The sequence below is a fragment of the Pseudomonas sp. LBUM1640 genome, assembly GCF_059716225.1.
Genome location: NZ_CP166816.1, coordinates 5,807,306 through 5,820,086, shown reverse-complemented (window position 1 = coordinate 5,820,086; position 12,781 = coordinate 5,807,306). Strand labels below are relative to the sequence as shown.

Sequence of the window (12,781 nt, the reverse complement as noted above, 5' to 3'; positions counted from 1 at the left end):
CGCACATCACCCCTTGTGGCGAGGGAGCAAGCTCCCTTGCCACAAGGGGTGATGTGCTGGTTTAGAGGTGATAGAAATCCAGCACCGAGTTGATGGTGTCGTTGAGCAGCAGCGCATGCTTGCGGGTGATCAGCCAGCTATCGCCGTGGGGTTTCAGGCTGTAGGTGGCGCTGCCATAAAATTGCTCCGACATTGCCAGCCGGTAGAACAGCGTGTGCCAGTTCAGCTTCACTTCCAGTAACCCGCCCGGTTGCTCGGCAACCCGCACGTTATTGATCAGGTGCAAGGTGCGCGGCATCGGCGTGGCCGAGGCCGCCTTGCCGGTGCGCAAGCGGAACACGCGGTCTTCCAGCCCCGAACGGTTGGCGTAATAGATCAGCGACATCTCGCGCTTGGGGTCGCGGGTGTAGACGTGTTCCGAGTCCCATTGCGGCAGGTGGAATTCACTCTGTGGGTCGAACAGTTGCACATAGGCGTCCCAGTCCTGTGCGTCGCACAGCTCGGATTTACGGTAGAAAAACTGTTCGATCTGGTACTGCAATTGCGCATTCATCACTTCACCTCCCGCAGTTTCAGCGCTTGTTGGTCCAGGCCCTTGAGCAGGAACTGCTGCCAGTTGCGGTGCTGGTTGACGTACAGGCCCTCGTGGGTGAATTCGGTGCCGGTCATCGCCGGCTGAATCCCGATGGCCTCGCTGTTCGGCGTAGGCCCGCTCTCCCAGCGATGGCTGCCGCGTGAGATATCGCTCCAGCGTTCCAGGCGGCCCTGGAAACCGCGCTGGGCTTCGCGAAATTCCACCAGGTCATCGGGCGTGCCCATGCCGGACACGTTGAAAAAGTCCTCAAACTGGCGAATGCGGTTTTCGCGGTCGGCATCCGACTCGCTCTTCACGCCCAGGCACTGGCTGATGATCTCGGTCTTATTCCACGCCACCGGGCGAATAATCCGCAGTTGCGAGCTGATCTGGTCGAGGAAGAACAGGCTCGGGTAGATGTTCAGGTTGCGCAGGCGGTGCATCATCCACTCGGCCTTCTGCTGGCCGTGTTCTTCTACCAGGCGCGGCATGATGGTGGCGTAGCCGGAGCGCACGCTCGGGTTGGGCATGTCGCTGAACAACAGGCTGTGGCCGTTGTTGAAGGCGAACCAGCCGTCATCGGTATTCGCGTCACCGGCGCCGAGCTTGCTGTAGTCCAGCGTGGAGCCTGCGCCAGTGCCGTTTTCAGTGTTTACCTGCTGGCGATGCTGCACGGTGGCCACGTAGTTGTAGTGCACGGTGCTGACGTGATAACCGTCCAGGCCGTTTTCGTTTTGCAGCTTCCAGTTGCCGTCGTAGGTGTAGGCCGATTTGCCCGGCAGCACTTCCAGCTCACCGGTGGCGGACTGCGCGACCATCATGTCGAAGAACACTTTGGCGTCGCCGAGGAAGTCTTCCAGGCTGTTGGTGCCGTTCACGTCCAGGCTGATAAACACGAACCCTTTGTAGCTTTCGATGCGGGCTTTTTTGAGGCCGCGCGTAGCCTTGTCGAAACCTTCCGGGTATTCGCCCGGCGCCTTGACCTTCACCAACCGGCCGTCGCTCTTGTAGCACCAGGCGTGAAACGGGCAGGTGAAGGTCGATTGGTTGCCTTTGCCGACGCGAGTCAGCGTGGTGCCGCGATGCTGGCAGGCGTTGATCAACGCATTGAGCTGGCCCTCGCCGTCGCGGGTGATGATCATCGGCTGGCGCCCGGCGCGCATCGTCACGAAGTCGTGGTTATGGGCCAGTTCGCTTTCGTGGCAGGCGTAGATCCAGTTCTTTTCGAAGATCAGTTCCATCTCCAGGTCGAACAGTTCCGGTTCGGTGAACATGTCGCGGGCGATGCGGAACACTTCATCGGCCGGGCGAAAGTCCAGGCAGCTTTCGATAAACGTTTTCCACTGCTCGACGCTTCTTGCACCACTCATGGGAGGCACCTTTTTGATAGGGGCTAATCGGTGGCTCATTAGAGGCAGCGGGGCAGGGCGCGGGCTATCCGCTTAGTGGGGGAACCTGGGCCGGAAAGTTGGGCCGCAAAATTGGGCAGCAAATACCCAGTTCGGTGCAGCTCGGTGACGCGATGCGCTACTGTCATACCAAGGGACAGTCGCAAAAGCCTGCGACTTATCCACATAGTCGACGGTTGCTATCCACTCAGTTGTATTCAGGCTGGCGTGGCTTGGAACTTGCTGTCGATTGCTAACGACGCGCCGTCAGAGCGCGCAACAGCCTAACCGCCGTGGGTGCACCCTGATGAGTAGCCAGACACGCGATATTCATATTCAACGCTTCGACCTGGAAGGCGCCTGCAGCTGGATGTCCGGGATTTGCGGGCCACACCGCCTGGCGACGGCCACGCCCGAGCGCCTGCGTTTTCACCACAGTGCCAATGTGTTCAAGTCCCGCGCCACCACCCTGGGCGTGATCGAATATGGCACTGACGTGACCATCGACATCGAAGACGCCGAGCACTTCAGCAGCTACAGCCTGAGCCTGCCGTTGGTGGGCGAGCAGGAATTGAGCAAGGACGGTGTGCGCCTGAGCTCCAACCGCGATCAAGGCGTGATCATCTCGCCCAACGAACATCAGGTGCTGGCGATTTCCGGTGATTGCCGCAAGTTGCAGGTGGTGATTACGCGGGCGGCGATGAGTGAATCGCTTGAGGGGTTGTTGCAACGGCCAATTGAAGCGCCGCTGCGCTTTGAGTCGGTGATGGACGCGGTGGACGGTGCGTCGGCGTCGTGGTGGCGCATGGCGCGCTATTTCATCGCGGAGCTCGAGTGCAGCAGTGAGTTGTATGAGCAGGCGGCGTTTACCCGGGACCTGGAGAGCTCGCTGATCAAGGGGTTGATCCTCGCCCAACCGAACAACTATTCAGAGGAGTTGCGCGACGTACTCGGCGTGAAGCTGCCGCATTACTTGATTCGGGCGCGGCAGTACATCCATGACAACGCCCGTGAAGCGGTGCATTTGGAGGACCTTGAAGCGGCTGCAGGTGTGTCGCGGTTCAAGCTGTTTGATGCGTTTCGTAAATATTTTGCGCTGTCGCCCATGGCGTACTTGAAGAAGTACCGGTTGGGCGCCGTGCGCCAGGAAATTCTCGAGCACGGCTCGACGTGCACTATTTCCGAAATCGCCCTGGGCTGGGGCTTTACTCACTTGGGACGGTTTTCGGCGGAATACCGCAAGCTGTTCGATGAATCGCCCAGCCAGACCCTGCAACGCAAGCGCCTGCGCAGCCTTTGAAAACAATGAAGATCAAACTGTGGGAGCTGGCAAGCCAGCTCCCACATTGGTTTTGTAGTGTTTGGGAGATATCAGATCAACTCTTCCACCAACTGCAAACAATGGCTCAGCCCCGGCGACTGATCATTCACCCGCCGGCTGAGAATGATCGGCGAGGTCGCAGTCGCTTCCACAATCGGCGTGTAACCGATATCCGCGCGGTGCAGCACCTGCACCGAGGCCGGCACCAGCGTTACGCCCATGCCCGCGCCGACCAGGCCGATAGCGGTCTGCAATTCGTTGGTCCACTGCGCCACCTTGAGGCTCAAACCGTGGGCGTCGAACAGTGCGATTACATGGTCGGCATAACTGGGGCGCGGGTTGCCGGGGTAGAGCACAAACGGCTCGGCGGCCAGTTGGGCGAGGGTGGCGGGTGCGCCGAGCAACGCGTGGCCGGCGGGCAGTACCGCGACCAGCCGATCCTCCACCAGCACGCGCTGGACGATGGCCGGGTCGTCGATGCGAATCCGCCCGAAGCCCACGTCAATGCGCCCGGCCTTGAGCGCTTCGACCTGCTGCAAGGTGGTCATCTCGGACAAGCCCAATTCCAGCTCCAGCACCTCATGGTTGCGCAGGCGCCGAATCAACTCCGGGAGCACGCCGTACAAGGTCGACGGCGCAAAGCCGATGCCCAGCCAGGTTTTCTCGCCCTGGCCGATGCGCCGCGTGTTGTCGCAGACCTTGCCCAATTGATCGAGCAGCACATTGGCGTGCTCATAAAAAAACCGCCCGGCTTCGGTCAGCCGCAGCGGGCGGCCGCGCTCCAGCAGAATCACGCCCAATTCGTCTTCCAATTGCTGGATCTGCCGACTCAACGGCGGCTGGGCGATGTGCAGGCGTTCGGCGGCGCGGGTGAAGTTCAGGGTCTCACCCAGCACCTGGAAATAGCGCAGATGACGCAGTTCCATATCGGCTCCTTTCATACCTTAAAGGTATTGTGCGAGACCCATTCTATATTGGAAGCCAGGAAAAATACGGCACAGAATCGGCGCAAACCTATAAAGAACCCAACGGGTATAGCCATGCCGATTTGCGCCATCGAGTCGATTGAAACGGTCATCGTCGACCTCCCCACCCTCCGCCCGCACAAGCTGGCGATGCACACGATGCAAAACCAGACGCTGGTGATCATCCGCCTGCGTTGCGCCGACGGCATCGAAGGCATCGGCGAAGCCACCACCATCGGCGGCCTGAGCTACGGCAACGAAAGCCCTGACAGCATCAAGATCAACATCGACCGGCACTTTGCGCCGCTGCTGATCGGCCAGGATGCGAGCAACATCAACGCGGCCATGTTGCGCCTGGAGCGCAGCATTCGTGGCAATACCTTTGCCAAGTCCGGCATCGAAAGTGCCTTGCTCGACGCGCTCGGCAAACGCCTCAACCTGCCAGTCAGTGAACTGCTCGGCGGGCGCGTGCGCGATGCCTTGCCGGTGGCCTGGACCCTGGCCAGCGGCAACACCGAACAGGACATTGCCGAGGCCGAGAAGATGCTCGACCTGCGCCGTCACCGCATCTTCAAACTGAAGATCGGCGCCGGTGAAGTCAGCCGCGACCTGGCCCATGTGATCGCGATTAAAAAAGCCCTGGGCGAGCGCGCCAGTGTGCGTGTCGACGTCAACCAGGCCTGGGACGAAGCCGTGGCCCTGCGTGCGTGCAAGGTGCTCGGTGATAACGGTATCGACCTGATCGAACAACCGATCTCGCGCAACAACCGCAGCGGTATGGCCCGGCTGAACCTGTCGAGCCCGGCGCCGATCATGGCCGACGAGTCGATCGAATGCGTGGAAGACGCCTTCAACCTGGCCCGCGAAGGCGCAGCCTCGGTGTTCGCGCTGAAGATCGCCAAGAACGGCGGCCCACGCGCCGTGTTACGCACCGCCGCGATTGCCGAAGCGGCCGGTATCGGCCTGTACGGCGGCACCATGCTCGAAGGCGGTATTGGCACCTTGGCCTCGGCGCATGCCTTCCTGACCTTGAACAAACTGGCGTGGGGCACCGAACTGTTCGGCCCGCTGCTGCTCACCGAAGACATCCTCACCGAGCCACCGGTGTACCGCGATTTTGCGCTGCATGTCTCCACCGCGCCGGGCCTGGGCCTGGCTATCGATGAAGAGCGTTTGGCGTTCTTGCGTCGTGACAAACACTAAGAGGTGCCTGCCATGTTGTTCCACGTAAAAATGACTGTGAACCTGCCCCTCGATATGAACCCTGAGCGCGCGGCTGGCCTGAAAGCCGAAGAAAAAGCCCTGGCGCAGCGTCTGCAACAAGCGGGCAAATGGCGTCACCTGTGGCGTATCGCCGGGCACTACGCCAACTACAGCGTGTTCGACGTCGACAGCGTGCAAGACCTGCACGAGCTGCTGATGCAACTGCCGCTTTTCCCCTACATGACCATCGAAGTGAATGCCCTGTGCCGGCACCCCTCGTCAATCCATGAAGACGACCGCTGAGCCTGTTTTGCACCCAATAATTACAAGATGAGGATTGCACCATGTCCATTCGACTGTCCCAGACTGCCCACGCCCAAGCGTTTCTCGAAGAAGCCAGCGGCAATCAAAACGACGGCGGCAACCCGCGCGCCAAGGCGCTGATTTACCGGATCCTGCGCGATACGGTGAACATCATCGAAGACCTGGAAGTGACCCCGGAAGAGTTCTGGAAGGCGGTCAATTACCTCAATGAGTTGGGTAAAAATCAGGAAGCGGGGCTGCTCGCTGCCGGGCTGGGCCTGGAGCATTACCTCGATTTGCTGATGGACGCCGCCGACGAAGAGGCCGGCAAATCCGGCGGCACGCCGCGTACCATCGAAGGCCCGCTGTACGTGGCTGGAGCGCCGCTGAGCCAATACGAAGCGCGGCTGGATGATGGCAAGGACCACGCGGTGCCGCTGTTTATGCGCGGGCAAGTACGCGACACCAATGGCAAGCCCTTGGCGGGGGCGATTGTCGATGTGTGGCAGGCCAATACCGGTGGCACGTATTCGTGGTTTGACCCGACGCAATCGGAGTTCAACCTGCGTCGGCGCATTGAGACCGATGCCCAGGGCAACTACCGTTTTCGCAGCATCGTGCCGTCCGGCTACGGCTGCCCGCCCACCGGGCCGACCCAACAGTTGCTCGACCAACTGGGACGCCACGGGCAGCGGCCGGCGCATATTCACTTCTTCATCTCGGCGCCGGGGCATCGGCACCTCACCACGCAGATCAACCTGTCGGATGACCCGTACCTGCACGATGATTTTGCTTATGCGACGCGCGATGAGTTGATTGCTGAGATTCGGTTTAGTGACGATCAGCTACTGGCGCGGGAGTTTGGCGTGGAAGGGCGGTTTGCACAGATTGATTTTGACTTTGAGTTGCAGCTGGCTGATGCGCCGGTAGAGCAGAAACGCAAGCAACGTGTCCGCGCCCTCGAGGATTAAACGCAGTTAAAAAATGTGGGAGCGGGCTTGCTCGCGAATGCGGTGTGCCAGTCAATACATGTGCTGGCTGACCCACCGCATTCGCGAGCAAGCCCGCTCCCACATGGTTTTTTGTGGTGTTGCTGCTATTTGCGCACGACCAAATCCAGCACCTCATCCCGATCCTTGATCTTCTGCAGCACAATCTCCGAACGTATATCCATCACCCCCGCCGTGCGGTTCAGGTGGTTCACGATAAAGTCCGAAAAGTGCTTCAAATTCCGCGCCTGCACCCGCAGCACATAGTTGCTGGCACCGGTAATCACATAGGCACTGGCCACTTCCGGCCAGCCTTGCACCTTCTTGATAAACGTCTCGTGCCAATCCTCCACGTCCTGGCGCAACGACAGGTGCACGATGGCCTCCAGCTCGATCCCCAGTTGCTCGACATTCAATACCGCGCGGTAACCGCTGATGATTCCCTCGCTCTCCAGCAGGCGTAAACGGCGCAGGCAGGCGGAGGGCGACAGGGCGACTTTCTCCGCCAGTTCCTGGTTGCTGATACGGCCATCCTGTTGCAAAAAATGCAGGAGGCGCAGGTCGGTGGCGTCGAGAATCATGCTTAGAATAAATCCGCGTGTTTTGGGGTTAAATTCGAATTTCCTACAGCTTAATTAGCCTGTTACCCACAACTTTGCACGAAAATTCTCTAAAACTTCGCTCATTATTTGGCCCATATTCACTTATAAAAACCAGGACAGCCCATGACCACCCCAAGCCATTGCCAAGCCCTCGACGCCCAGGACCCGCTGGCGCCACTGCGTCACCAGTTCGCCTTGCCTGAGGGCGTGATTTACCTCGATGGCAACTCCCTGGGTGCGCGCCCGGTAGCGGCATTGGCGCGAGCGCAGCAGGTGATCGCCGACGAGTGGGGCAATGGCTTGATTCGCAGTTGGAACAGCGCCGGTTGGGCGGATTTGTCCCTGCGCCTGGGCAACCGCCTGGCACCGCTGATCGGTGCGCGCAACGATGAAGTGGCGATCACCGATACCACCTCCATCAACCTGTTCAAGGTGCTCAGCGCTGCGTTGAGCGTGCAGCGGCAACGCCAGCCTGGGCGCAAAGTGATCGTCAGTGAGGCGAGCAACTTTCCCACCGACCTGTACATCGCCGAAGGTCTGGCGGAGTTGCTGCAGCAGGGTTATTCACTGCGGTTGGTGAACAGCCCCGATGAACTGCCACAGGCTATCGACCACGATGTGGCCGTGGTGATGCTCACCCATGTCAATTACAAGACCGGCTACATGTACGACATGCAGGCGCTCACCGCCTTGAGCCACGAATGTGGCGCGCTGAGCATCTGGGACCTGGCGCATTCGGCAGGCGCGGTGCCTATCGACCTGCACAAGGCAGAGGCCGATTATGCGATTGGCTGCACCTATAAATACCTTAATGGCGGGCCAGGCTCCCAGGCGTTTGTGTGGGTCAACCCGGCGTTGGTGGATGTGGTGCGCCAGCCGTTGTCGGGCTGGTTCGGGCATACCCGGCAGTTTGCGATGGAGGCTCAATACGCCCCGAGCAGCGGCATCGCACGTTACCTGTGCGGTACGCAGCCGATCACCTCGCTGGCCATGGTCGAATGCGGCCTGGAGATTTTTGCCCAGACCGACATGGCCAGCCTGCGTACCAAATCCCTGGCGCTGACTGACCTGTTCATCGCCTTGGTGGAAGCCCGCTGCGCCGCCCACGGCCTGAAGCTGATTACTCCGCGTGAGCATGCCAAACGCGGCAGCCATGTGAGCTTCGAACACCCTGAAGGCTACGCGGTGATCCAGGCGCTGATCGCCCGTGGCGTGATCGGTGACTACCGCGAGCCGCGCATCATGCGCTTTGGTTTTACGCCGTTGTATACGAGCTTTACCGAGGTGTTTGATGCGGTAGAGATCCTCGGCGAAATCCTCGATAACGCCACGTGGGACCAACCGCAATTCAAAGTGCGCAACAGCGTCACCTGATTCAACGCGGATCAAAAATGTGGGAGCTGGCGTGCCTGCGATGACTGTAGTGAATTCACCACCGCTATCGCAGGCAAGCCAGCTCCCACAGGGATCTGTGTCTATATCCAAACTGTGCAATCACAATAATAAAGGGGCACACCACGTGACCACGCCAGACAACGGCTTTGCAGAGATCACCCACCGCGAACTGGGCCTGCGGCGCCAGCTCACTTCCGGCCAGATGAGCATGATCGCCATCGGTGGCGCCATCGGCACCGGGCTGTTCATGGGCAGCGCCTATGCCATCGGCTATGCCGGGCCCAGCGTGCTGGTGAGCTACGCCATTGGCGCGCTGATCACCTTGCTGTTGATGGGCTGCCTGGCGGAGATGACCGTGGCGCATTCCACCTCCGGCTCGTTCGGCGCCTACGCCGAGTTTTACATCAGCCCGCTGGCCGGGTTCCTGGTGCGTTATGCCTACTGGGCGGCGATTGTGCTGGCGGTGGGCGCCGAGGTCACGGCGGTGGCGATGTACATGAAGTACTGGTTCGCCAACGTGCCGGAGTGGGTGTGGATCGTGTCGTTTTCCAGTGTGCTGATTTTGCTCAATGCGATCAGCGTGAAGACCTTCGGCAACTTCGAATACTGGTTCTCGACGATCAAGATCAGCGCCATTATCGGCTTCATCATCCTCGCGGTTTACGTGGTGTTCGGCTCCGGCAACCCGCAGTTTGGCGTGCAGAATTACACCGCCCATGACGGGTTTTTTCCGCATGGCCTGAGCGGTATGTGGATCGCAGTGATCGTGTCGATCTTCAGCTACCTGAGCGTGGAGATGATCGCGGTGGCCGCTGGTGAAGCCGCCGACCCGGAACAGGCAGTGAAAAAAGCCTTCCGCGCGACCATTGTGCGGCTGGTGGTGTTTTACCTGCTGACCCTGGCGCTGATGCTGGCCATCGTGCCTTGGAACCAGGCCGGTCAGACCCAGAGCCCCTTCGTCACGGTGATGCAGACCATCGGCATTCCCGGCGCCACCGGGGTGATGAACTTTGTGATTCTGATCGCGGCGCTGTCGGCGATGAACAGCCAGCTCTACATCACCACGCGCATGATGTTCAGCTTGTCTCGCGCAGGTTTTGCGCCCAAGTCCATGGGCGCCTTGAGCAAAAACGGAATTCCGCTGAATGCGCTGCTGCTGTCCAGCTCGGGCATTGCCTTGGCGACCTTGTTGAACGTGGTGTACCCGCAAAGCTCATTCACCTTGATGATGGCGATCTCGATGTTTGGCGCGATCTTCACCTGGTTCATGATCTTCCTCACGCACCTGTTTTTCCGCCGCTATCGCAAGCGCCATGGCGGGGCGAAGTTGTCGTTCCAACTGCGCCTGTTTCCCTACAGCACACTGTTGGGCCTGGTGCTGATGGGCGCGGTGATGATCACCACGTACTTCACCGAGGCGTTCAAGATGACCCTGGTGTTCGGCGTGCCGTTCCTGCTGATTCTGTCGGCGGTGTATTACGGGTTTTTCCGCAAGGGCAGGGCCAGGGCGTCGAACAAGGCTTTGGCGTAGCCTGGCAATTGCTCGAAGGAGCGCGCGCATAACAGCAGCGTGCGGCAGGCCCAGTCTTCTTGCAGAGGCTGGGCCTTGAAGCGGCGCTCCAGCGGCCAGCGCTCCAGGGCGGCCATGGGCACGATACCCAAGCCTGCGCCGCCGGTGACCATGCGAATCAACCCATCAAACCCCTCGGCGCGAATACGCGTTTGCAGGCGAAAGCCCGCGTGCAGCGCCTGTTCTTCCAGGTACACCGCCAGTGCGCTGTTGGCGGCCAGGCCTACGTAGTCGTATTGCAGGCTGTCGATGAAACTCACGGAACCCGTCGCCAACGGATGCTCCAGCGGGATGATCAGCACCAGCGGGTCGTCGCGAAACGGCAGTGTCTGCAGGCCGTGGGTGTCCACAGCGTCGGAAATAATCCCGAGGTCTGCCGTGCCCTGGCGCAAGGCCTGGGCGATGCGCAGGCTCGGCAGCTCTTGCAGGTCGATATCGAGGTTGGGGTGTGCGCGCAAAAAATCCGCCAGCAACTCCGGCAGGTATTCGCTGAGCGCGGTGGTGTTACACAGCAGCCGCACCTGGCCTTTGACGCCGTTGGCGTATTCGGCCAAGTCCTGTTGCAGGTGCTCGGCCTGTTGTAGCAGCAGGCGCGCGTGGCGGGCCAGGGCCTTTCCCGCTGGCGTCGGCGTGACGCCACGGCGGCCACGCTGAAGAAATTCGATGCCCAATGAGGCTTCCATCGCACGGATGCGCGCGCTGGCGGCGGCCAGGGATAGATGGCTGCGGGCCGCACCTGCGGTGATGTTGCCGGTGTCGAGGATGTGCAGGTAGAGGCGCAGGTCGATCAGGTCAAAGTGCATGGCTGGGTTTCTCGGGTGACTGGACTGGCCTCATCGCAGGCAAGCCAGCTCCCAAACTTGGATTTGTGAACACAGTTCAACTGTGGGAGCTGGCTTGCCTGCGATGGCGGCCTCAGCCTCACACAAAACAAGAGGCTGCCTCAGTATATGGCGAATTTTCATAACCGCCTTAACGCCACACAATCGACCTATGAATACCTTCCTAGCGTTCTACCAAGACCTCGGCCCTGCCTTGACCCTGCTGGTTATTGGCACTTTCCTGCTGGCCGGCACCGTCAAAGGCGTGATCGGCCTGGGCCTGCCCACCGTGGCCATGGGTATGCTCGGCCTGGCTATGCTGCCGGCGCAGGCTGCGGCATTACTGATCATCCCTTCAACGGTCACCAACCTCTGGCAACTGGCATTCGGCGGCCACTTGAGCGCGTTGCTCAAACGCCTGTGGCCGATGCTGTTGCTGATTTTCCTCGGCACCGGGCTCGGCACGCTGTGGCTGGGCATGGACGGCGGGCAGTGGGTGGTGCGTGCGCTGGGCGGCGCGTTGCTGGTGTATGCGTTGAGCGGGTTGTGCCTGCCCACGTTCAAGGTGAAGCCTCAGGCCGAGCGCTGGCTGGGGCCGTTGTGTGGGTTGATCACCGGCATCATCACCTCGGCCACCGGTGTATTCGTGATTCCCGCCGTGCCGTACCTGCAAGCCCTGGGCTTGAACCGGGATCAGTTGGTGCAGGCGCTCGGGCTGTCGTTTACCGTTTCTACGTTGGCGCTGGCGGCCGGATTGGCCTGGCGTGGCACCCTTGGCGGCGGCGAGATCAACGCCTCGCTGCTGGCGCTGCTGCCCGCGCTATTGGGCATGTGGCTGGGGCAGGCGCTGCGCCAACGCATCAGTGCGGTGCTGTTCAAGCGGGTATTTTTTATCGGCATGGCGCTGTTGGGCGGCCATCTGCTGATCAGCGGCTAAGGCAAGAGTACGGCGTTATTCGTGCCTTTTGATCAAATGTATTTTGCCGCGCCGTTGCTTATTCCCAGGATTGAATGTCGATAGCCTGCCGGCAGACATTTTCAACCCTCTGGATCCCTCCCATGAAAAAAGTACTCCTGCTTAACGGCGGCAAGCAATTCGCCCACTCCGACGGCCGCTACAACACCACCTTGCATGACGCCGCCGTGGCCGTGCTCGACCGTGGCGGTATCGACGTCAAAGTCACGCATATTGACGAAGGCTACGACGTGGCCGAAGAGGTCGCCAAATTCCTCTGGGCCGACGTGATCATCTATCAAATGCCCGGCTGGTGGATGGGCGCGCCGTGGATCGTCAAGAAGTACATCGACGAAGTCTTCACCGAAGGCCACGGCAGCCTGTACGCCAGCGATGGCCGCACCCGTGCCGATGCGTCGCAGAAATACGGCAGCGGCGGCCTGATCCAGGGCAAGCAGTACATGCTGTCGCTGACCTGGAACGCGCCGCAGCAAGCTTTCGACGACCCCACCGACTTCTTCGAAGCCAAGGGCGTCGACGCGGTGTACTTCCCGTTCCACAAGGCCAACGAGTTCCTCGGCATGACCGGTCTGCCGACTTTCCTGTGCGTAGACGTGATGAAACGCCCGGCCATCGAGGCTGACGTGGCGCGTTACGAGCAGCATCTGGCGCAGGTGTTTAACCTGTCGGTGTAA

At 60.4% G+C, this 12,781-nt stretch carries 13 protein-coding genes; 8 read left to right on the top strand and 5 right to left on the bottom strand.

The window, feature by feature from the left end; translation table 11 throughout:
• Positions 1–61 precede the first annotated feature (61 nt).
• Together antB and antA are read right to left on the bottom strand one after the other, a co-directional pair.
• Positions 62–553 (bottom strand): anthranilate 1,2-dioxygenase small subunit, encoded by a 492-nt coding sequence (gene antB / locus ACA065_RS25880; RefSeq protein ID WP_497692087.1) that lies wholly within the window; start codon positions 551–553, stop codon positions 62–64.
• The gene (gene antA / locus ACA065_RS25875; RefSeq protein WP_497692086.1) at positions 553–1,944 is read right to left on the bottom strand and encodes an anthranilate 1,2-dioxygenase large subunit; all 1,392 of its coding nucleotides are present in this window, start codon (positions 1,942–1,944) and stop codon (positions 553–555) included. The genes antB and antA overlap by 1 nt, the downstream gene beginning before the upstream one ends.
• Before the next feature lie 325 nt (positions 1,945–2,269).
• Between antA and ACA065_RS25870 the strand changes: the two genes are divergently transcribed.
• Complete coding sequence (locus ACA065_RS25870; RefSeq protein ID WP_497692085.1) at positions 2,270–3,262, top strand: AraC family transcriptional regulator; 993 nt, start codon at positions 2,270–2,272, stop codon at positions 3,260–3,262.
• A gap of 71 nt (positions 3,263–3,333) precedes the next feature.
• On the opposite strand, the gene ACA065_RS25865 is transcribed toward ACA065_RS25870, so the two are convergent.
• Positions 3,334–4,209 (bottom strand): LysR family transcriptional regulator, encoded by an 876-nt coding sequence (locus ACA065_RS25865; RefSeq protein ID WP_497692084.1) that lies wholly within the window; start codon positions 4,207–4,209, stop codon positions 3,334–3,336.
• Between the two features lie 114 nt (positions 4,210–4,323).
• On the opposite strand from ACA065_RS25865, the gene ACA065_RS25860 reads away from it, so the two are divergent.
• From ACA065_RS25860 to catA, 3 genes are read left to right on the top strand one after another with little or no spacing between them, the layout of a single operon-like run.
• Positions 4,324–5,451, top strand: coding sequence for a muconate cycloisomerase family protein (locus ACA065_RS25860; RefSeq protein WP_497692083.1), 1,128 nt, complete (start codon positions 4,324–4,326; stop codon positions 5,449–5,451).
• 12 nt (positions 5,452–5,463) lie between these two features.
• Complete coding sequence (catC, locus tag ACA065_RS25855; RefSeq protein ID WP_497692082.1) at positions 5,464–5,754, top strand: muconolactone Delta-isomerase; 291 nt, start codon at positions 5,464–5,466, stop codon at positions 5,752–5,754.
• Positions 5,755–5,795: 41 nt separating this feature from the next.
• On the top strand, positions 5,796–6,725 hold the full coding sequence (gene catA, locus ACA065_RS25850; protein ID WP_497692081.1) for a catechol 1,2-dioxygenase: 930 nt from the start codon (positions 5,796–5,798) through the stop codon (positions 6,723–6,725).
• Between the two features lie 125 nt (positions 6,726–6,850).
• On the opposite strand, the gene ACA065_RS25845 is transcribed toward catA, so the two are convergent.
• Positions 6,851–7,324 (bottom strand): Lrp/AsnC family transcriptional regulator, encoded by a 474-nt coding sequence (locus tag ACA065_RS25845; protein ID WP_497692080.1) that lies wholly within the window; start codon positions 7,322–7,324, stop codon positions 6,851–6,853.
• A gap of 144 nt (positions 7,325–7,468) precedes the next feature.
• On the opposite strand from ACA065_RS25845, the gene kynU reads away from it, so the two are divergent.
• Entirely contained in the window at positions 7,469–8,719 is a 1,251-nt protein-coding gene (gene kynU / locus ACA065_RS25840; RefSeq protein ID WP_497692079.1) for a kynureninase, read from the top strand.
• Between the two features lie 145 nt (positions 8,720–8,864).
• Positions 8,865–10,271 carry an amino acid permease gene (locus tag ACA065_RS25835; RefSeq protein ID WP_497692078.1) on the top strand — a complete coding sequence of 469 codons (1,407 nt, stop codon included), beginning with the start codon at positions 8,865–8,867 and terminating at the stop codon, positions 10,269–10,271.
• Here ACA065_RS25835 and ACA065_RS25830 read toward each other — a convergent pair.
• On the bottom strand, positions 10,217–11,113 hold the full coding sequence (locus ACA065_RS25830) for a LysR family transcriptional regulator (protein WP_497692077.1): 897 nt from the start codon (positions 11,111–11,113) through the stop codon (positions 10,217–10,219). The two genes, ACA065_RS25835 and ACA065_RS25830, sit on opposite strands and share 55 nt — an antisense overlap.
• A 190-nt stretch (positions 11,114–11,303) precedes the next feature.
• Here ACA065_RS25830 and ACA065_RS25825 point away from each other — a divergent pair, with 190 nt between their 5' ends.
• Entirely contained in the window at positions 11,304–12,068 is a 765-nt protein-coding gene (locus ACA065_RS25825) for a sulfite exporter TauE/SafE family protein (protein ID WP_497692076.1), read from the top strand.
• 122 nt (positions 12,069–12,190) lie between these two features.
• The gene (gene mdaB / locus ACA065_RS25820; protein WP_497692075.1) at positions 12,191–12,781 is read left to right on the top strand and encodes an NADPH:quinone oxidoreductase MdaB; all 591 of its coding nucleotides are present in this window, start codon (positions 12,191–12,193) and stop codon (positions 12,779–12,781) included.